The sequence below is a fragment of the Blastopirellula sp. SH421 genome, from assembly GCF_057808535.1.
The window spans coordinates 846,434-866,717 of sequence record NZ_CM173712.1 but is presented as its reverse complement, the minus strand read 5'-3'; the positions used below and the strand labels follow the sequence as shown (position 1 = coordinate 866,717).

General features: G+C 55.7%; 14 protein-coding genes. 7 read left to right on the top strand and 7 right to left on the bottom strand.

Annotated elements, in window-relative coordinates:
* Nucleotides 1–53 precede the first annotated feature (53 nt).
* Nucleotides 54–908 carry an Fpg/Nei family DNA glycosylase gene (locus tag SH421x_RS03485; protein ID WP_488854002.1) on the top strand — a complete coding sequence of 285 codons (855 nt, stop codon included), beginning with the start codon at nucleotides 54–56 and terminating at the stop codon, nucleotides 906–908.
* 182 nt (nucleotides 909–1,090) lie between these two features.
* On the opposite strand, the gene SH421x_RS03480 is transcribed toward SH421x_RS03485, so the two are convergent.
* From SH421x_RS03480 to SH421x_RS03465, 4 genes are all read right to left on the bottom strand, one after another.
* Nucleotides 1,091–2,554: an AAA family ATPase gene (locus tag SH421x_RS03480; RefSeq protein ID WP_488854001.1), complete on the bottom strand. Its 1,464-nt coding sequence runs from the start codon at nucleotides 2,552–2,554 to the stop codon at nucleotides 1,091–1,093.
* An 855-nt stretch (nucleotides 2,555–3,409) separates the two neighbouring features.
* Nucleotides 3,410–4,156: an RHS repeat-associated core domain-containing protein gene (locus SH421x_RS03475; protein WP_488854000.1), complete on the bottom strand. Its 747-nt coding sequence runs from the start codon at nucleotides 4,154–4,156 to the stop codon at nucleotides 3,410–3,412.
* A complete protein-coding gene (locus tag SH421x_RS03470; RefSeq protein ID WP_488853999.1) occupies nucleotides 4,149–5,189 on the bottom strand; it encodes a transglutaminase family protein in 1,041 nt (346 codons plus the stop codon). The genes SH421x_RS03475 and SH421x_RS03470 overlap by 8 nt, the downstream gene beginning before the upstream one ends.
* Nucleotides 5,190–5,395: 206 nt before the next feature.
* Nucleotides 5,396–7,477, bottom strand: coding sequence for a carboxy terminal-processing peptidase (locus SH421x_RS03465; RefSeq protein WP_488853998.1), 2,082 nt, complete (start codon nucleotides 7,475–7,477; stop codon nucleotides 5,396–5,398).
* Nucleotides 7,478–7,779: 302 nt separating this feature from the next.
* On the opposite strand from SH421x_RS03465, the gene SH421x_RS03460 reads away from it, so the two are divergent.
* From SH421x_RS03460 to SH421x_RS03450, 3 genes are all read left to right on the top strand, one after another.
* On the top strand, nucleotides 7,780–9,663 hold the full coding sequence (locus SH421x_RS03460) for a sigma 54-interacting transcriptional regulator (RefSeq protein ID WP_488853997.1): 1,884 nt from the start codon (nucleotides 7,780–7,782) through the stop codon (nucleotides 9,661–9,663).
* Entirely contained in the window at nucleotides 9,660–10,715 is a 1,056-nt protein-coding gene (locus SH421x_RS03455; protein ID WP_488853996.1) for a YheT family hydrolase, read from the top strand. Before SH421x_RS03460 ends, SH421x_RS03455 begins: the two co-directional genes overlap by 4 nt.
* Nucleotides 10,716–11,238: 523 nt before the next feature.
* Nucleotides 11,239–12,393, top strand: coding sequence for a sodium:calcium antiporter (locus SH421x_RS03450; RefSeq protein WP_488853995.1), 1,155 nt, complete (start codon nucleotides 11,239–11,241; stop codon nucleotides 12,391–12,393).
* Nucleotides 12,394–12,461: 68 nt separating this feature from the next.
* On the opposite strand, the gene SH421x_RS03445 is transcribed toward SH421x_RS03450, so the two are convergent.
* The gene (locus SH421x_RS03445; RefSeq protein WP_488853994.1) at nucleotides 12,462–13,442 is read right to left on the bottom strand and encodes an aldo/keto reductase; all 981 of its coding nucleotides are present in this window, start codon (nucleotides 13,440–13,442) and stop codon (nucleotides 12,462–12,464) included.
* Nucleotides 13,443–13,508: 66 nt separating this feature from the next.
* Complete coding sequence (locus tag SH421x_RS03440) at nucleotides 13,509–14,582, bottom strand: PDZ domain-containing protein (protein ID WP_488853993.1); 1,074 nt, start codon at nucleotides 14,580–14,582, stop codon at nucleotides 13,509–13,511.
* Between the two features lie 262 nt (nucleotides 14,583–14,844).
* On the opposite strand from SH421x_RS03440, the gene SH421x_RS03435 reads away from it, so the two are divergent.
* The 3 genes from SH421x_RS03435 (at nucleotide 14,845) to SH421x_RS03425 (ending at nucleotide 19,132) form a co-directional block, all read left to right on the top strand.
* Entirely contained in the window at nucleotides 14,845–15,702 is an 858-nt protein-coding gene (locus SH421x_RS03435; protein WP_488853992.1) for a class I SAM-dependent methyltransferase, read from the top strand.
* Nucleotides 15,703–15,719: 17 nt separating this feature from the next.
* Entirely contained in the window at nucleotides 15,720–16,529 is an 810-nt protein-coding gene (locus SH421x_RS03430) for a TrmH family RNA methyltransferase (RefSeq protein WP_488853991.1), read from the top strand.
* Nucleotides 16,530–16,735: 206 nt separating this feature from the next.
* Nucleotides 16,736–19,132: an autotransporter outer membrane beta-barrel domain-containing protein gene (locus tag SH421x_RS03425; RefSeq protein WP_488853990.1), complete on the top strand. Its 2,397-nt coding sequence runs from the start codon at nucleotides 16,736–16,738 to the stop codon at nucleotides 19,130–19,132.
* 119 nt (nucleotides 19,133–19,251) lie between these two features.
* On the opposite strand, the gene folD is transcribed toward SH421x_RS03425, so the two are convergent.
* The gene (gene folD / locus SH421x_RS03420; RefSeq protein ID WP_488853989.1) at nucleotides 19,252–20,136 is read right to left on the bottom strand and encodes a bifunctional methylenetetrahydrofolate dehydrogenase/methenyltetrahydrofolate cyclohydrolase FolD; all 885 of its coding nucleotides are present in this window, start codon (nucleotides 20,134–20,136) and stop codon (nucleotides 19,252–19,254) included.
* Nucleotides 20,137–20,284: the final 148 nt, after the last annotated feature.

The following is a 20,284-nucleotide window of genomic DNA, read 5'->3' as shown; positions in this document are numbered from 1 at the left end:
GCCCGCCTACAATATAAACAGGTTTTCACCTTCTTTTTCCCACCCCAATAGCAATGCCAGAACTGCCTGAAGTCGAAACGATGCGCCGCGGGATTCTCTCGATTATCGGCGGCAAAGTGGCCAATGTGGTGAAGCCGCCGTGTGCCAGGCGGCCGATTCTGTTGTCACCGGGGATCGCCGCATTTCGCCGCCGCACCGTCGATCGCCGCGTGACGGCGATTGATCGGGTCGGCAAACGGGTGGTGATTGTGCTTGCGGGGGGAGACCGGATTGTGCTGGAACCGCGGATGACTGGGCTGGTGCTGCTCGCCGATCCCCCCACGCGAGAACATCTGCGGTGGGAGATGCAGCTGGCCGACTGTGAGGTCAAAAAAGTGTGGTTTTGGGATCGCCGCGGCCTGGGATCGGTCCGTCTATTTTCAGAAAGAGAATTTGTCGCCGAGTTTTCTGAAAGCGGCAAGATCGGACCGGACGCATTGGTGATCTCCTGGCAAGAGCTACGGGATCGTTTAGTAAAAAGCCGCCGCGCGGTGAAAGTGGCGTTGCTTGATCAAAAAGCGGTCTGCGGCGTCGGCAATCTTTACGCGGCCGAGTTGCTGCACGTCGCCAAAGTCCACCCCGAGACCCCGTGCGACGCGCTGTCGGCCGCCGCTTGGAAACGAATCCATGCCGCGATGATCGACGTGCTGCAAGAAGCGATCAAATACGAAGGCTCGACCCTCGGCGACGGCACCTATCGCAACGCGCTCAACAAAGACGGCGGCTATCAAAATTGTCATCGCGTGTACGGCCGCGAAGGAAAACTTTGCCCCACGTGTGGGAAGCAAGAAGTGACCCGAATCGTGCAAGCGCAGCGAGCGACGTTTTATTGTGAGCGATGTCAGAAGCGGAAGCTGGTTTTGGTCTGATCTTTTCAGACCCAACGGGGCGATCCGTTCAATGCGCAGAGGTCCAGCAGGTTGCGTTTCGTTCACCCCGGTGGGGCTCGATCATCGTGGCCGATGCGTACCCCGGACTGCGTCCCCTGCGGGGGACTTAACCGGGGCTACTTTAGGTCGGTCCGTTGGACCTATTTTGGCTAGATGCAAACTCACCGGCGTCGTTTGAGAGCTTTCGCCCTTCGCTGACGCAGCTTTCTTACCGACTGGACTGGACTCGCCGGTTCATTATTTTCGAGTGGACTCGAGTGCGCATTTTTTTCGAGTGGACTCTCGCCTAACATTTTTTCGGACGCTCGGAGTTGAGCTTGCAGCGAGGCGATTTCCGCCACTTCGCTTGCGGCACGACTTGGCGGGGCTGGCTGTTGGACTGGACTCTGTTGGACTGGACTGGCCGGCGATTCTTTTTCGGCGTAGCCGAGTAGTTCGGCCGTTGTTAGCGTGATGAAGTGATTGTCGAGCGGGTCAAACTTGGGCGCGTTGGGATCGTTCAACTCGGCCAGATCGAGCAGGCGATAGCGGGGCTCGCGCGGCCATTGGCCGTCGCTAGGATTGGTATAGGGTTCGGTGACGACTCGGATTTCGCCGGCGTTGAGCATGCGCTCCCACGTGACGCCGAACTTGGCGCCGCTCATCCCGCTTTGCTCGCGGATTTTTAGTTTGGTCGCCTGGGCGGGTTCGATCTGCGACATTACGGCGCGCAGCTTCCACCGCAAATGATCGGCCCGCGACTCTGCGGCCAGTTCGGCGTTTTCCTTGGTGATCGACTCAAGCGAGCGGAGCGTTACTCCCCACTTTCTGTCGGTTGTATTTCCTTCTTCGATATCCACGCCCCACGCGCCGCCGGGGACGCGGTCTCCTCCCAAGCTTAACCACAACGGATGTCGCCCGGTCCCTTGCTGGTACTCTTGGCGGCGGTTGACCAGCAGCCATTGCCGGGCCAAACCGTAACAAGGGGCGCTCGCCAAATCGGCCGCGGACAGCAAACGCGGCTTGAATTCGGTCCGTGTCGGACAGCAGATAATCGGCGTGGCGCCCTGCTTCACGCAACAGTGGATCAGCGCGCGAATCTGCGCCGCCTGGACGCGCCGCGAAGTGGTGGTCAGATCGGCGACGTCAAACAGCACCACTTCTAGCTCATGATCCTTCATCCAGTTTTGTATTCGCTGCAGATTGGCGGGATTGGACAAATCGGCGACGCTGAGCGACCAAACAAGATTGTCGAGCTCTAGCAGGTTGATATCGGCCGCCGCGCTCCACCGCTGGGCGAGATCGGTTAAAGCAGAACGCGCAGCGCCCCCGCCGACAAAACCAACGCGAAACGCACGTTCCGCCGCAAACTCACCCAGAAATTTGCCCCCGGTCGCCAGCGCACCGCACAAGTCGACGGCCAGCGAAGTCTTTAGGCTTTTGGTCGGCCCGGCAATCACCGCAGGCTCAAACTGCTGCAGCATCCCCGGCACCAACCACCTTGGCAGCGGTTGTTCTGCGATCAGCTGAGCGCTGGTGAACTCCATGAACAGATCGGTGTTGTAGGGATCAAGCGGCAGCAGAACGCTTGGAGTCTCGCTGCGCGAAGCTTGATCGGTCCGAGATTGAATTTCGGCGACTTGCATGTCCGTTTCCCCCATCATTGGCTGCGTACTTCGTGGCCCAGCTTTGTGTACATAAGTATAGTTATTCCTTGGAGAACAAGCAAGGCTTTTTTGGACCGCTTTTGGGGAGGGCGGCCCGTTGGGTCTGAGGGGAGGCGCCTGCTTGCGGTTGGTGGTGCGCGCACGGTTTGAAGTAGAACGCGGATTTCCTCGCTGGCGCTGCGGGCTGGTGTTTGGGTGGTTGAGAATTGTGCAACACAAAAGGATACGGGACTTGCGTCAATCGAATCCGAATTCGGTGCGTTTCGTCAAGAGACAAAATTGGGCGATATCGAGTTATCTAGAGAGCGGGTTGGTCGCTTACTTCCGACTCTCTATGACTCCTGTTGAGTCTGCCGTTTCGGGTAAGTCTTTGTCAGCGCTAAAATTGCGAGTCCCCAGAGGATGCAATAGGCGAGCAGCGAAAAAGAAGATCTCCAAAAGAGTGCTCTCTCGGTAAGTTGTCTGGCGCTTCTTTCGTCCGCCAAACCCCAAATATTACAAACGGCCTGAACCAGCACCAAACTGAAAATCATGACTGCACAAGATCCCAAGAATCGCCAAGAAATGCGAAAGTCGGCTGCCAGGCACTCTCTAGCTGGTAATGTTCCTAGCAGGGCGACGCCCCAAAGCACTGCCATATACCAATCCGTAATCGATATCCAACCGTTCAACCCTACCGAGATCGATGCGATAAATAGCATAAAAACATAGTAGGAGACGACCCCAGTCGCCAGATAAAGCAGACTGCTCGTCAAAAGATTCTTGCGCCGCTCTGGCGTCGGCTGAGACGCCAGGGGTGACTCAAAAGGATTAGAATCACGAAATTGATCGTGACTATTCATAAGGTAGATATCCACCTGCACCACCGGGATGCCAACCTGGCCCTGCAGGCCCATTGATTTCAAACCCTGTTTCATCCGATTTCAGCGGTCCCTGCTTAGGTGGAGGAATCGTGATGATGTGTCCTTCTCTGAATCCCATGTGATTTACCACCTCCGGGATATTCTGGCAATGCTCTGCTGAATAAGGCATGAGATTTGTCTTGACATAGGGAGGAGCAATCGGTTTCTCGCGATGCACCGTTCCGGGATGTTTGGGAGTCATAAATCCATCGTCAACATAGACAACACCGCCAGTTTCCTTGGAGGTAATTATGATAAACTCATGAACAAGATCCCCCTCTACAGTTTCGGCGCTTCCCAGCTTTACATCGAAGTGTTTTGAATTCTCTCCCTCTACTGCTCGCTTAAATGCTACCGCCCACTCGTAGCAAAAATAACCCTTCGCCTTTTCATCCTTTCGTGAAAAAAGCGTGAGAAAGTCGATTCTGGAATTTCGCTCCCACGTATTGCGGACCGCTGCAGCAATACGACTGGCTTCCTCGATCGCCTCTTTTGACTTGGAAATCCTAATTAGTTCGGCATCGAGCTCATTCATACCCAGTGTTATTTTCTCTTCCAACCCGCTCGGATCCGTCGCATTCGTCGGACTGTTCTCCACATAGCGAGAGAGATTCTCGTCACCAGCGTCAAAGCCAATCGGATCTTCACTTAGCCAGCGGCCGATGCTTGGGTCATACATGGCTTATTCCTTCCATGGTTGTTGTGGTGAGTTCTTCGATTGCCGCTGCATGTCGGGCCGATTGATCCCGTTGGCGGCGATTGTTGATGATTCGCAGTAAGTTTGTGACCGCGTGTCGGCCGAAGTAATCGGATTCTGGGCCAGTTAGCTGGCCAGCTGCCATATTCAATCCCGCTTCGAGCGGGACGTGCATGATTTCGTGTTGTATGCGCCGGCTGATCTCCCAAAGCTTGGCAGTGTAAACGGCTAGTCCCCAACCGTCTCGCAGAGATTGCTTATGGGGCGCGAGTAGGTAACCGAGGTGGAATGCTTCGATCGCAGGACCAAACTGAAAATTGTCAATCAGACAGGCGCCGCGGTTGACAGCTAGATAAGCAATTTCTTCGCTCTGCGTCATCCACCGAATGAATCCGTTGTTTTGCTCTTCGTCGGGAGCAACTGATGTCGGCCATTGCCGGTAGCGGTCTTCATTGTAAATGCAGCACCCGCGACCTGCGGCGTCGAAGCAGAAACTTTCGCCGCTAGTGTCATCCCAGCGACAGAACGCATGATCCTTGGTTTCCGCCAAGTTGATTGGATAACCAAGTCGGCGCCCTAAGGCGCAGAACAGGACGGGGAGCGACGCGCAGGTGCCGCCGAAGCCGGTCAAGATTCCATGAATAAAGAGATTGCGAGAATCGCTTGCATCGTAATCGCCCTCAGCAAACGCGAAGTTATACTGGACGCCCAAATGCCGCTGCAGACAATCGGTCATTGCAATTGCTTGAAATTGGGCTTCGCTATTTCCGAAGGAAGCCGGGGCACGCTTAAATTGCGGTCGGGCGTAGTTGACGTATCGCTCTACCAACGTCGCCCAATCGTCGACTTTTTCTAGGCAAGGTTGCAGTAACTGATTCTCTGTGCCGGGCAGATTGGCCGCACATCGCAAACTGACTGCGGCGATGTCATAGTCAGAAAACTTGTCGCGATGAATGAGGTCGTGAAAATCACGACCCCAATTTGTTATCGGCCTAAAAATTACATTGTCTGTCAACTGGTCCAATCCTTTGGAGATGAACGATTTCTCGATGGATGGCGAGTCTATACGAGATGCAATGCCCAGTCAAACAAATCGGATTTAATCGATGTTAATTCATTGGTGACGATATGTGAGAGCTGCAATCGCTGCGAAGAAACATAAAAAAAGCCCGCGTGTTTTTTTGCGCGGGCTTTTTGATTTTAGCACTTGTCGCTGAACGCTTATTCGCGGGTAGCGACGCGGTCTTTTTCTAGGAGTTGGACGTAGTCCGAGGTAACGTCGATGACTTCTTCAAAGTAGAAGTCTTTCTTGACCACTTCGTCGCTGTCATCGGTGTCTTCCTTGAACGTGTCTTCTTCGGTCTTGTCCTTGTCGAGTTCTTTACGCTCGGCCAGGTATTCTTTTTCGTTCAAGTTGACCGCTTTTCGATTTTTTTGCACGACGTAACGCTCGATGTTCTTTTCGACCTTCTGGAAGTCTTCTGACTTTTTGATCCGGTCGTCGACGTCGGTCTGCAACTGCTTCAGCAGGTTGGGATCGACCATGTTGTAGAGCGTGTACTGGGCTTGGGGGATTTTGTCCCAAGCGATCGCGTAGTCGAGATCCCCTTCGCCGATGTCCATGTGGGTGGTGATCCACGGCAGGACGACGTCGGCTTCGACGCCGCGACGCTGCGTGCTTTCGCCGTTGGGGCGATAGAACTGCTGCATCGTGATCTTGAGGGCGCCATAGTTGGGCGGGTTCGGGACCGGGAAGAGTTGGCTTCCCAGGTCGAGCAAGCTTTGCACGGTACCTTTACCGTGGGTCGCTTGATCGCCGACGATGATGCCGCGCTTGTAGTCTTGGATGGCGCCGGCGAGGATCTCACTGGCGCTGGCGCTCAGCTTGCTGGTCAAAACAACCAGCGGGCCCTTCCAAACCATGCCGCGATCGGTGTCGTCGTAGGCTTGAATGTTGCCGCTGGAATCTTTGACCTGGACGACCGGACCTTGATCGATGAACAAGCCGGTTAGATTGATCGCTTCGGTCAAGCTGCCGCCGCCGTTGCGACGCAAGTCAAGCACGACCGCTTGAACCTCTTTTTCGTTGAAGTTGTCGAGCAATTTGCGGACGTCGCGGGTAGTGCTTTTAAAGTCGCCCAAACCGCGGCGTGCGGCGTCCATGTCCATGTAGAAGCTGGGCAGGTCGATCCAGCCGACTCGCAGAGTGCGGCCATCTTCGGTCTTGTGATCGATGATTTCGCCGCGGGCTTCGCTGTCTTTCAGTTCGATTTTGGCGCGGGTCACGTTGTAGATGACCAGCTCGCCGGTCCCTTTGGGTTTGACGCCAAGTCGGACGATGGTGCCGGCTTTGCCGCGGATCATGTCGACTACGTCATTGAGCTTCATGTCGACCACGTCCAGCATGTCGCCGTTTTCGCCTTGGCCGACGCTGACGATGGTGTCTTCGGGATGAATTTTTCCCTGTTTGTCAGCGGCTCCGCCGGGGATGACTTTGGTCACTTTGACGACGCCATCTTCGGACAACAACGCGGCGCCGATGCCGTCCAACTGCAGTCGCATGCTGATGTTGAAGTTTTCCAACGTCGACGGCGACATGTAAGTGGTGTGCGGATCGAATGACGAGGTCATCGCGGTCAGAAACATTTCCAGCAATTCGTCAGGGCTGGTTTGCGACATTCGATGCGCAAAGCTTTCGTAGCGGCGATGAATCTTTTGCTGGGCTTCTTCTGGCGTTTTGCCATCCGCTTTTTCAGACAAGATGTCGTACTTCACGCGTTGACGCCAGCGATCGTACGCTTCGTCTTCGTTTTTCGGATACTGGACTTTGTCGGCGTCCGTGATAAACATCTCTTGCTTCTCAAAGTCGAGATCCGCCGCCAAGACGCGATCGACCACCGCGACTCGCTCGTTGACGCGTTGCAGGAAGCGATCAAAGACGGTGCGCGAGAAGCTGACATCGCCGGCATTGATCATGTCATCCAGCTTGTCGCGGTTTTTCGTAAATTCGTCGATGTCGCTTTGATAGAAGTAGAGCTTGAGCGGATCGAGGGTCTTGAGGAATTGATCGAAGGCCCGCTGCGACATTTCGTCGTCAATCGGGTGATTGGACAAATGGTCCTTTTTCATGAGCTGCGTCACGGCGAAGGCGACGCGGCGTTCGCTGACTTTGGGAGCGATCTGTGCCGATGATTGATCTGGCAAGCAGACAAAAATGGCGGAGAAAAGAAACGACGCGAACGTCAAGACGCGTAGTGCGCCAGGGCGACGCCAACTATTCCCGGTTACGGTCGTTGGGTGCATGCCAATCCCTTAGGGTTGAGTTTTAATGTGTGGTTGGAGTGGCGAAGAGGGCCAAGTGTGGGGCTGGGACGGGGTTATAACCGATCCTATCTACAGGGTCTACGTCACTCAAGCTAACGTGGTTTGCCCGATTTAACCCCGTTCTGGTGAGATGTTCTCAATTTTTACGTGGGATAGTTGCGCGCGGCAAGTTTTTCTTGCTTCCCTTTTCCAGATCGGGCAAAAACAGGTCGCCTAGCCCCCTATTGCGGCTGGCGACTTAAGGTGGGTTTGACGTAAGATAAAGGAAGCTATCGATTTAAATGCGAAAATCCTCTCTCGGCGACTGCCCAACCGAGCGGCACGATATGGCGAATTACAGTTATCTGAAACTACTTTCTGGCACTGGCCCCGGCACCAATTTTGCGTTGGATGCGGATGCCGAAAATTTGATTGGCCGCGGTCTGGAGTGCCATATCACGTTGACAGACCCCCTCTGTTCGCGGGTTCACGCTTCGATTTTTCAGCGGGATGGGGCTTGGTGGGTCAAAGATTGCGAGAGCCGCAACGGCTGCTATCTGGATGACCAGCGGATTGCCGAAGGGAAGCTGTTTGATGGAGGGCGCCTGCGGGTTGGCGCTACCGAGTTCAATTTCAACAGCAGCAGCCAGCCGCCGACGTCGTATGACTCGGACGACAATAACATGACCCAGACGATCGTCCGCGATCTGCCGGTCGATCCGCAAGATACCAATCTGATCGCGCTGCGCGAGCTCAAGGATTACAAGCAAGCGCAGCGACTGATTTTGCTGTATCAGTTTGCGATCAAGCTGCTGGGGAGCGACGATCCGGACGTCATCATCCACATTGCGCTGGATCTGCTGAAAGATCACTCCAAAGCGGCGGTCGTTGGTTTTCATTGGCTGACCGAAGATGGCAAGTTGAAATTGAAACGGCAACTGCCGGAGGATGTGGAAGATGCGTTTAAACTGAGCGAATCGCTGACCACGATGGTTTGCCAGCAAGGGCACGCCGTCTGGATCGCCAACGAAGCGAGCCAGGACGAGACAAAACGGCTTAAGCACTTCGCCGATGCGATTTGCGTCCCTCTGATCCATAAGAAGCAGACGCTGGGGACGATTCATCTGTATCGCGAGCAAGAACGCTTCTTGCAGAACGACCTTGATTTCACCATCTCGCTGGCCAATATCTTGGTCATTGCGCTGTCGCGGGCATGGGAACTAAGCAAGCTGCAGGCCGGTTACGAACGTCTAGTGCAGGAATCGGCGGCGTTTGACGAGCTGATCGGCGAGAGCCGCCCGATGGTTGAATTGAAGCAAAAGATCTCGCGAGTCGCCAAAGCCGGGGGCGCCGTCATGGTGCGCGGCGAAAGTGGCGCCGGCAAAGAGTTGGTCGCTAGGGCGTTACACAAAACATCGAGTCGCAGCGATCGCCCGATGCTGAGCGTGAACTGTGCTGCGCTGCCTGAGTCGCTGATCGAAAGTCAGTTGTTTGGTCACAAGAAGGGGGCGTTTACTGGGGCGGATGCTGATCATGTCGGCTTTTTCCAGCAAGCGGACGGCGGCACGTTGTTTTTGGATGAAGTGGGCGAAATGACGCTCGACGGTCAGGCCAAGCTGCTGCGGATCTTGGAAGGGCATCCTTTTTTGCCCCTGGGGGCGACCAAAGAAGTGAGCGTGGATGTGCGGTTGATTGCGGCGACTAACCGCGATTTGGCTGAATTTGTGCGGGAAAAGCGTTTTCGAGAAGATTTGTATTACCGGCTCTGCGTGTTCGAGTTGTATATTCCTCCGCTGCGTGATCGGGGAGACGATATCGAAACATTGGCGAACCACTTTCTCGATCACTTCAAACGTCAACATGGTCGCCCAGAGCTAATTCTTTCGGATGCGGCGAAGAAAAAATTGTTGAATTATCAGTGGCCCGGCAATGTGCGTCAGTTACGCAATGTGCTGGATAGTGCCGTGGTTTTGGCCGATTCGGCGATGATTGAACCGCGAGATCTGGGGCTACGAGACGCCGGTCTAGGGGAGCCAGAGTCCTTGCGTTTTGACTTCTGGGAAAAGAAACTAATTGAAGAAGCGATGGAACGCACCGGAGGCAATGTTTCCGAAACGATCAAATTGCTGGGCGTAAGTCGCGCCACGTTGTATCGCAAGCTGGACGAGTACAACATCAAACGATGAGTAGCAGGATCGACGAGCTAGATGCCTCGCAAAGCGACTACCGACCTCATCCCTTTCTGCGCGGTCCTCACCTGCAGACTATCTTGGGCGCCTATTGGAAGGGGGCCACGCTTCCGTACTCTGCTCGGCCGCACCTTGTCACGCTAGCAGATGGCGACCAAATCGTCTTGCATGACGATCAGCCCCCGAGTTGGCGAACAGGCGATCGAACCGCGCTGCTGATCCATGGATTGGGAGGCTGTCACTCAAGTCCCTATTTGGTCCGAATCGCCGGCAAGTTGAATGCACTGGGAGTGCGCACTTATCGGATGGATTTGCGCGGGTGCGGGGCCGGAGCCAAGCTGGCGAAAAAGCCGTTTCATGCCGGCTGCAGCGATGACGCCGCGGCGGCGATTCGTTTTATCGCAACGATTTGCCCCGGTTCTCCTTGTACGGCGATTGGGTTTTCGCTGGGGGGGAACGTGGTGTTGAAGTTGGCGGGCGAAGTGGGGGTAGGGACATGCGGCGGGATGGACTCGGTCTTTGCGGCGGCGCCGCCGATTGATCTAGCCTTTTGCTGTGAGAATATGAGCCGCGGCTTAAATCGGCTGTACGATCGCGATTTTGTCCGCCGGTTGATTCGCCGTGTCGAAATGCAACGCGAGTACGACGATCTATCGGCGATTTTTCGCTTTGCGCAGCGACCACGTCGGATTGTCGAATTTGATCGCGACTACACGGCGCCTATGGCCGGGTTTGGCAGCGTCAGCGAGTATTACGAAAAAGCAAGCGCTGGTCCGTTGCTGGCCGAGATCGCGATGCCGACGCACATTTTGACCGCTGCCGACGATCCGATCGTGCCGCGGGAGATTTTCGACAAATTTCCTTTTTCTCCGCTGATCAGTCTAGAAGTGACCAGCCACGGCGGACATTTAGGCTTTCTAGCTCCCCGCAATATTGCCGCCGATCGCCGCTGGATGGACTGGCGCGTTGCGAGCTGGGTCGCTGATTTAATGCAGCGGACGGCAGTTTTGGGCGCCTCAACATCGCTTGCCGCAGTACTGCCGACGTAGTATCCCGAGACGCGAATATTCAGGCTGCGTTATTTGAGGCCAAAGAAAGAATGGAACACGGCCAAGCCACCGATAAAGAGCGGAAAAACGCGGCAGGAATCCCTGGCACGCCCTCAGTGACTTAGTCCCAAAGCGGCCGTCTTCAAAATAGCCCAGCGGCGGAGCCCTGGGTAAATGATCTAGTTTAGAACAGCCTGGTGGGCTTAAAGCACTGGGCGACTCTCCTGATTTTCTGACCGTATTCCGCCGCGATTTATCCGTAGCTTGGCCGTGTCCCATTCTTATTGAGCCCAATAGCGCAACTTCAAAAATCGCCAGCGCGGGCTAGAACGTTTTTCAGCAAGCGGAACCAATAGTCGCCTTTCACTGCCGCGCAACCAGGCGTCTTGCTACCGCGTTAGCAAACCGCCTTGGGCGCGTGCTCCATCAGGTCGAAATCGTGCAAGTTCAACCGGCAGAAGTTATCTGCTAGAGTAATGAAGTAATCATGCCAACTCGAATCGCGACAGGGAGTTGAATCGCTTTGGAATTGTTGACGCTATTCGGACAGTTTGGCGGACTCGCGGTAATCATCGTGTTCGCCGGCAGTTTCATGACCAAGGCCGCAGACGTCATCGGCGAGAAATCGGGGATGGGACGTTCGCTGGCCGGGCTAGTCCTGCTGGCCGCTGCGACGAGCCTGCCTGAGTTTGCGATCAACGTTAACGCAGTGCAGTTGCCTGACTACATCAACGGCGTCGACCTGGCGATGGGCAACATCCTGGGAAGTTCGCTCTTCAATCTACTGATCCTGGGGATCATCGATCTCGCGTTCCGCTCGAAACAGCGGATGTTTAGCTCGGTCTCGGCGGCCCATGCTTTGTCGGCGCTCGCCAGCATTGCGTTGACTTCGATTTTGCTCCTCTTCATGATCTTGCACCAGCTACCGCTCGACTTCGACTTGTCGGTGGCGCATATCGGGTTTGGATCAATCGGCGTCGGCCTGTTTTATCTGTTCTCGATCCGCCTGATTTACCTCGATCAACAAGTCGCCGCCCGACTCGAAACGCCGATTGTCGAGCAAGCGACCGCCGAAACGATGTCGCTCTGGCGCGCGGTCGTAACCTATCTAGTTGCGACGGTCATCATTTTTGTTGCGGCCCGCTATCTGTCGATCGTCGCCGATCGGGTCGCCGTCGTGACCGGCTTGGGCGGAACCTTTGTCGGCAGCACGTTTCTGGCGCTGACCACCAGCTTGCCTGAGTTCGTCACGACCATTGTCGCGGTCCGCATGGGCGCCTCCGACATGGCGATCGGCAACATCCTGGGGAGCAACGCGTTCAATATCGCAATCTTGCTGCCTGTTGACGCGTTTTATACCCACGGCGCAATTTTGCAAGACGCCAGTCTGGTTCACGCATTCACCGCCGCCGCCGTGATCTTTGTCACGTGCGTCGCAACAATGGGCATCCTGTATCGCGCCGAGCAGCGCTACTGGCTGATCGAACCTGACGCGTTGATAGTCGTTGTGTTGGTGCTCGCATCCTTGTGGATGATTTATCGCCTGACGAATGTAAATACGCCGCCAGAGGCTGATGCGGCAGCAGGAGAAGTTTCGCTGCTTCACGAACCGGGCCGAAAACAATTTCTTAGGCCCGAAGCGGCCGACCTATTCCAGTCCAGGGTCAGTCGCTTTTAGCGACGCAGCCCTGGGTCAGCGCTATAGGTCGGCCTGTTGGAATTGAAATTGGCGACTGATTTTCCGCTCTAGTCATAGATCGGAAAAAACGTATTGAACGCCGCTTCGCCAAACTGGGCCGGGTCGTTGAACCGGCGATGTCGATCTAACTGGCCAATCGCGGTCATTTCGCTTTCACTTAGAGAAAAGTCGAACAGCGCCAGATTCTCGGCCAACCGTTCGATGCGACTTGTCTTGGGGATCACCGCAGCGCCGCGCTGCACATTCCAGCGCAGTGCAATCTGCCCTGTCGATTTGCCGTGCTGCTCGGCGATTGCGCGAATCGTCTCTTCCTTCAGCAAATTTTCGTCGGCGCTGGCCATCCCTAGCGGAACGTACGAAGGAGCGCCCAGCGGCGAATAGGCGGTCACCGAGATTTCCGCTTGTCGGCAATAACGAAGCAAACGCTCTTGCGCCAAATAGGGATGCAACTCTACCTGCAGCACATCGGGACGCTGCGACGTGGCCGCGGTGATCTCGCGAATCAACGCGATATTAAAATTGCAGACCCCCAAATGCCGCGCCAGCCCGGCTGATTTTAGCTGTTGCATCGCGTCCCAGGTCTCGGCCTGCGAAACCGCCACCGGCTGCATCCTTGGCTCGGCCGCATCAGGATCAAAGAACCACTCTGGCGGATACCGTGTTTCAAACGGAACAAATTCAAGCGCGACCGGAAAGTGAATGTGGTACAGGTCAAAATAGTCGAGCTGCAAGTCGCTCAGCGAACGCTCGGCTGCGGCCCGCACATGCTCTGCGCGATGATAGGTGTTCCACAGTTTCGACGTGATCCACAGATCTTCGCGACGACATAGTCCTTGGTTGATCGCTTGCCGAATCCCGACGCCAACCGCCGTTTCGTTTCCGTAATCGCAGGCGCAATCAAAGTGGCGATAGCCTGCTTGGACCGCCGCGACAATCAAGTCGGGCAATATCGCCGCATCAATCTTCCATGTCCCTAGACCCACTAGCGGCAGTTTGCCGCCGCTAGCGAGAGTCAGCGTATCGCTCATTTAGAAATCACTTAGAGTAGAAGAAGCGACCTAGCCTAGCGATGGTCGCGAGATCCAGAACGGACATTACCGATAGCTGGGAAGCATCGGCCATTTCCCTAAAGTCACGGTCAACTCGATTGTCTGATCACCGCGGAGGATTTTCATCTTGACTTGGTCCCCCACTTTTTTGTCTCGCAAGAGATCGGTGAGACCCGTGAAATTTTCAACCTTGGATCCATTGACCGCCTGAATGATGTCGGCCTTACGAACTCCCGCAGCAAATGCACTTCCGTCGCGGGGAACCTCATCCACCAGACAATAGGATCCTTCAGCCATCGATCCTTGCACGCCCAAAAAGGCCCCATCACGGATATCCATCCGACTTCGATCGCTGTCAAATTGTGCGAAGAGGTCCGCTTCGCCGGCATCGGACAACTCAACTCCATACAATTTTGCATTGATTAAGCGGGGCATCCTGGTAAAAATCGGAATCGACTCATCCTTGATCGGCAGATAATAAAGTCGAATATTCTCGATCTGCGAAAACAGGGGCGCCAACTGCAGCATCGCAGCGTCGTCAATTGCTGGAGCATCGCTAATGCTCAGCAAACGCACGTTGGACATCGCCGCAACTTGCTTCAGATACTCGGGCGTAATTTTTGCTCCCGATAGCTGCACGTCTTCGATAAAGCGGAGCTGTCGCAAGTAATACAACTCTTTCGCCGTTCCCTTGAAGCTATCGTCAATCGTCACACTGGGTCCGCGCGACGATTCGATAAAACCAGCCGCTGGCAGAAATTCGCTGAACTTGACCCCCAAGCTGCGCAAAACGCGTCGCGAACGTTCTTCTTGCAATGCGGCGACCCGATTAAGCATCTCTTGCGCGTATTGAGAAACTCGGTCATGGCCGGCGGCCGAAATCAGCTCTAACCGTTCGGTCGCAGCGATCTCAGCGTTGATATCACTGCCCAGCGTGTACTGCTTCAAAATATGAATGCAGCGGATCGATTTTTCTAGACTTCCGCTGGTCACCGCCGCGGTCAATTCGTCAATCGCTTCGGGCCCAGCGTGTGACAGCTTTTCGGTCGCATCTTCCCGAATCAAAAACCGCTCTGAATCAAGTCGCGCAATCAAGCGGCGAATTTCGTCCGTGGACATCGCCACAGACGGCTTTTTTTCGACGCTCGCTTGCTCCTCTGGATTCGTTACATCCGGGGGGGGCACAGCTTCCGCAGCCGGATCGGCAGGCGGTTGCGCAAAGAGATCGCTGGAACAAAAAATCAGAAAAACGAGCGGGATGAAGAGGAGAGACGGTCTCAACGGCCGTTCCTTGGTTAGCGGCATTTTTGCAGGCGGTCTTTCGTATTCTCCCCCGATCTTCACAATAATGCCAGAGGAAATCAATTGTACACGCCCCTTTATGCTACGGGTCGCCTTGTTTACGCCTGATCAATATCAACTGCTCGACTTTGGCGATGGACGCAAACTAGAGCGTTTTGGGGCTTTTTTGCTCGATCGCTTGTCGCCCGCCGCCGAATCAACTCGCCCGCATCGCAATGACCTGTGGCGAGACGCCGCGTGCTGCTACGAGCGGACCAACGGAGACCGGGGAGCGTGGCGCCCTGCAAACGCGTTGCCAGCGACCTGGACGATCGCGCACCGCAACTTTGGTTTTGAGCTAAAACCGACCGAATTCGGACACTTGGGCATTTTTCCTGAACAGGCCGAAAACTGGGATTGGCTCGCTGATTGGGTCTCGCAGCGCGAAGCGCCCAAAGTTCTCAATTTGTTCGCCTACACCGGGGGGAGCACCCTGGCCGCCGCCGCGACCGGCGCCGAAGTGACGCATGTCGACGCCGCGAAAAATGTGGTCGCATGGGCTCGCCGCAATGCCGAGATCTCGGGACTAGCCGCGGCCCCGATCCGCTGGATCGCCGATGACGCCCGCAAATTTGTCCGCCGCGAAGTAAAACGAAAAGCCCGCTACGACGCAGTTATCCTGGATCCCCCCAGTTATGGCCACGGCGTCAAAGGAGAGGTCTGGCGCGTCGAACAAGACTTGCCGGCGCTGCTGCAAGACTTGCGGGCCATCACGACCGCAGACGCTGCGATCTTGCTGACTTGCCATTCGCCGGGGCTGGGAACGGCAGAACTACGGCAAATGCTGGAACTTCATTTTTTTGGAGGTCGAGCGGCCGGCCTCGAAGCGCGTCCCCTGTTTCTCACCTCCACAGACGGTCGACGTCTGCCGAGCGGCATTTTAGCTCGCTGGTCTTAACCTTACGGAATCGATTTATGCCCGAGCGCATCACGAGCGTGCAAAACCCGCGGATCAAAGCAGCATCCAAACTGCGACAACGTCGTGCGCGCGAGCAGCAAGGGCGAACCATCATTGACGGCGTCCGCGAAATCGATCGTGCGCTGGCGACGGGGTTTCCCTTGCTCGAGCTGTTCATTTGCGAAGAGTTGCTAGTCGGCGCCGAAGCCGAAGCGCTGCGCGAGCGCATCGCGCAGCATCGTGATTTGAATCTGTTTGAGATTACCCGCGACGTTTGCGAAAAGTTATCGTTTGGCGAACGCGCCGAGGGCGCCGTGGCTGTGGCTAACTATCCCGATACGATGCTCGACCACGAACAACTCTCGGCCTGTCCGCTGATCGTGGTGCTGGAAGGAGTTGAAAAGCCCGGCAACATGGGTGCGATCTTGCGCACAGCCGACGCGGTTGGCGCCGATTGCCTGATCGCGGCCGACCCGCGGACCGATATTTTTAATCCCAATGCCATTCGCGCCAGTCTCGGCACCATCTTCGCCGTCCCGACGTTTGAAGCGACCACTGCCGAGACGCTGGCGTTTTTACGCGCCGCAAACGTCAAGATGTTCGCGGCCCGAGTTGAAGGCGCCGTCTCGTACGAGCAGGTCCAATTTTCTGGACCGACGGCGCTCATTTTGGGAAGCGAAGCCGAGGGGCTCTCCGATCGCTGGCTTGCCGACGACGTCACCAACATCCGCCTGCCGATGCGCGGCATCGCCGACAGCTTGAATGTCTCGACCACCGCGGCGGTGTTGCTATACGAAGCGAATCGGCAACGAGCCGGGAGCGAATAGTTGCTACCAGCAGTAACCAATCTTAGGGCGCTCTGGCTATCATTCTAGCAATCGCTGGCTAGCAGTGAGAAACGGTAAGCTGCGGCAACTGGGGTAATCTAGAAGCATGGAATAAAAACCATCGATCTTCGCTCATCAGTACGCGATAAATGATTGGCAAGCAAAGCTTTTCAGTCTTATCGAATCTACTTCAGATTGAGCGAACTTTGAGATCACTGCCAAGAAACGTTGGTTCAACCGCTAGTTTGTTTCGCGCCGCGACGATCGCATACATCTGCTTGCTATCACTGCTGGCGAGTGCTAAGGCCCAGCAACAGAACGACGAGATCACGCCTGGTATGATTTCCGGCTCGTCCACTTTCGCGAGTCCCTATGCCGACGGACTTTGGGGAGAGTACTTTCCGCGAGTGTCGGTTCAGCACCGGACCGAAGGGGCTGGTTATGATTATTCGTTCACCGACTTTCGTGCTTGGGTGCCGTTATACGAATCGGCTGACGCGAAGTCGCTCACCTTCTTTGACGGCGCCTTTTTGTTGGCGAACGACGAGAATGTCGGTATGAACGCCGTCGTCGGACAGCGGTTTTATTCAGATAACTTTGGCCGCACTTTCGGCGGCTATGTGGGCTATGACAATCGTGACACAGGTAATCAAACTGTCGGGCAAGTGGTGACCGGTTTCGAGTCGCTCGGCCGGATCGACTTTCGCGTCAACGGCTATTTGCCGATCGATAGCGATCCCACCACAACCGGCGGCTCAGAAGTCTTTAACCCCAGCTACGTCGGCTACAACATTCAACTCTCGCAGCTGACCCAATACGAAGTTGCGATGAAAGGGTTCGACGCCGAGTTTGGCGGAGTGTTGCCGCATGTCGGCGATTACTTACGCGCTTACCTAGGGACTTATAATTTTCAAGGGACAGGCTCGCCGCAAGCTTGGGGCGTCAAAACTCGCTTCGAGAGTCACGTCACCGATCGCATGCGGTTCTATCTGACGGTCAGCAACGATCAGGTGTTTGACACCAACGTGGTGTTTGGCGCCGCCTTCTTCTTTCCCGGCAGCTCGGCACGTCGCGTTCCGAATTATGACAGCTACGTCAATAAGATGGACGAGCCGATCATTCGCAACGAAGCGGTCGTCGTCAACAACGTTAGCAGCACCACGGTCGTCAATGCGACCAATACCGTGACCGGCGCAGATCAACAGGTCATTCACGTCGACCCCAACGCCACCGCTATGGGCGATGGTACCGTCGAAAATCCTTACAACGCATTGCAATTGGCTCAGGCTGGATCGCAGCCCAACGATATCATCTTTGTCCACCCGCGGGCCGACAACACGGCGACCAATCTGACCCAAGACCTGACGCTTCAGGATAATCAACGGTTGTTGGCCTCGACCACGCAACACACGTTTACCGCAACGCAAGGGACGTTTGCATTGCCAGGATATGCAGCGGGGAATCGTCCGAAACTTGATTCATCCGGCAATACAATTACGCTGGCCAACAACAACGAAGTCTCCGGCTTCCACTTTGACGATTCGGGGGATGACGCCATTGTCGGCAGCTTTAGCGATGGCTTCAACATCAACAACAACTACTTTGATCACTTTGGCGGTTTTGGCCAAGCGAGTATCAATCTAACTTTCGCCAGCGGTACCGGCGTCATTCGCAACAATACTTTCCGAAACTTCGCAACCGTCGGGGATGCGGGCATTACCATGAGTTTGTTGGGTAACTCCAACCTAACGATCGCCGACAATACGTTCTCGCGCGTCATCTCAGGCGGCGGCAGCGACGCGATCTATATCTTTAATAACGGCGGTGGCGGCGACACGACGGTTAACATCTTGAATAACAATATCTCCAGCTACCTAGGTGGCGCGGGCGACGGGATCGAAATCTCTTCGAGTGACAATCTGATCGCCAATATTGTCGGCAACGAGATTTATCAAGGGGCGACCGTCGGCGTGCTTGACTACGGAATCAATGTCCGGCTGAACGGCGGAACCGCGCTGGTGACAATCGATCAAAACACGATTGGTACGATCGCATCGGCGGAGGCGCTCGATCGCGGGATCGCCGTTAGCACGTACACTTCCGGCGATACGACGACCTACATCACCAACAATACGGTCAGCGACTTCCTGACGGCGAGCGTGTTTGACGTCGGCATTGCCTATAGTGCGATCGGCAGCGGGACCAATGATCTTGTCATGACCGGCAACAGCGTGAACCATTCACTGAGCGGAACCGCGTTAGCCGGGTATTCTATCGATGTCTTCGGCGGATCGAACGCCAACGTGAACTTCCAATACAATACGTCGTCCACCGACTTCAGCTCGAATGTTACTGAGTTTAACACGGCAGGGTTGCTCAACATGCGGATGTTGAATAACTCACTTTCCGACAGCGTCTACATTGGTTCTCAAAGTGCCGGCGTGATCAATTTCGAGGTCTTCAACGGCCAAATGGTCCCAGCCGCGTTGGTCAATACCGACGTCACGGGGCAAAATACGATCGGCGGGACGGCGACTATCCAGAACATCTTGGGCGGCACCAGCAACCGCGTCGCTCCCAACAGCTTGCCAATACCGGAGTAAACGATCGTGGGGTAGGCCACGGCCTGTCGTGCGGCTCAAGCGATACCGCTTTTTGTGCTATCGCTTGAGCGATTCGGCGCCGAGACTTGCAGACGCATTTCGCGCGCTGGCGCTGCGCCCTACGAAGCAGCGGCTTGCCACTGGGCGGCTCTGAGCGTGTTTTCCATCAGCATGACGACGGTTAGCGGACCGACGCCGCCGGGGACCGGGGTGATCGCCGACGCGACTTCTTTGACGTTGTCGTAGTCGACGTCGCCGCACAAGCCGTCGTCGGTGCGGTTGATGCCGACGTCGATTACGGCAGCGCCTGGCTTGACCATGTCGGCGGTCACAAATTTTGGTTTGCCGATCGCCGCGATCAAGATATCGGCGGTGCGGCAGATCGCAGCCATATCCGTAGTGCGGCTATGACAGACGGTGACCGTCGCGTTGGCGGCCGACGATCCGCAGGTTGAGTCCTTTTGCATCAGCATCATCGCCATCGGCTTGCCGACGATCTCGCTGCGACCAATAATCACCGCATGCTTGCCGGCGGCCGAGATCCCGCTGCGATGCAGGATCTGCAACACGCCGTGCGGGGTGCACGGCAAAAACCGGGGTCGACCTTGTGACACTAGCCCGACATTTTGGGGGTGGAAACAGTCGACGTCCTTGGCCGGATCAATCGCATCCAAGATCGGCGTCGGATCAATCCCAGCCGGCAGCGGCAGTTGAACCAAGATTCCGCTGACTGCCGGATCGGCGTTCAGTTGGGTGATTAGCGCTAATAGATCCACGGCGGTGGTATCGTCCGGTAACCGGTGCATCTGGCTTAGGATCCCGACCCGAGCACAGGCCCGTTCTTTGTTCCGAACATAGACCTGACTGGCCGGATCGTCCCCGACCAAAACCGCCGCCAGACAGGGCTGTTGGCCCGTTTTGGCCTGAAATTCGGCGACCCGCGTCTGAAGTTCGACCTCGATCTGTTGGGCGATCGCCTTACCGTCCAAGATTTTCGCCGTCATATCGAAGGCTCCTTACCACTTCAGAGAGACTCAAATCGCCGTAAAACAGGGCTTCCGCCCAGAGGCCGCTATTGTATCTGCGCCTCGCATTGGGGGTATCCCCCGCATTTCGAGCTGAATTAGAAAAAAACAGAACGCAATTTCGTGC

What these genes read in the sequence shown, in the direction of transcription:
- SH421x_RS03485 (WP_488854002.1), top strand. Translation starts at nt 54, where the DNA reads ATGCCAGAACTGCCTGAAGTCGAAACGATGCGCCGCGGGATTCTCTCG.
- SH421x_RS03480 (WP_488854001.1), bottom strand. Translation starts at nt 2,554, where the DNA reads ATGCAAGTCGCCGAAATTCAATCTCGGACCGATCAAGCTTCGCGCAGC.
- SH421x_RS03475 (WP_488854000.1), bottom strand. Translation starts at nt 4,156, where the DNA reads ATGTATGACCCAAGCATCGGCCGCTGGCTAAGTGAAGATCCGATTGGC.
- SH421x_RS03465 (WP_488853998.1), bottom strand. Translation starts at nt 7,477, where the DNA reads ATGCACCCAACGACCGTAACCGGGAATAGTTGGCGTCGCCCTGGCGCA.
- SH421x_RS03460 (WP_488853997.1), top strand. Translation starts at nt 7,780, where the DNA reads ATGCGAAAATCCTCTCTCGGCGACTGCCCAACCGAGCGGCACGATATG.
- SH421x_RS03455 (WP_488853996.1), top strand. Translation starts at nt 9,660, where the DNA reads ATGAGTAGCAGGATCGACGAGCTAGATGCCTCGCAAAGCGACTACCGA.
- SH421x_RS03445 (WP_488853994.1), bottom strand. Translation starts at nt 13,442, where the DNA reads ATGAGCGATACGCTGACTCTCGCTAGCGGCGGCAAACTGCCGCTAGTG.
- SH421x_RS03440 (WP_488853993.1), bottom strand. Translation starts at nt 14,582, where the DNA reads ATGTCCACGGACGAAATTCGCCGCTTGATTGCGCGACTTGATTCAGAG.
- SH421x_RS03435 (WP_488853992.1), top strand. Translation starts at nt 14,845, where the DNA reads ATGCTACGGGTCGCCTTGTTTACGCCTGATCAATATCAACTGCTCGAC.
- SH421x_RS03430 (WP_488853991.1), top strand. Translation starts at nt 15,720, where the DNA reads ATGCCCGAGCGCATCACGAGCGTGCAAAACCCGCGGATCAAAGCAGCA.
- folD (WP_488853989.1), bottom strand. Translation starts at nt 20,136, where the DNA reads ATGACGGCGAAAATCTTGGACGGTAAGGCGATCGCCCAACAGATCGAG.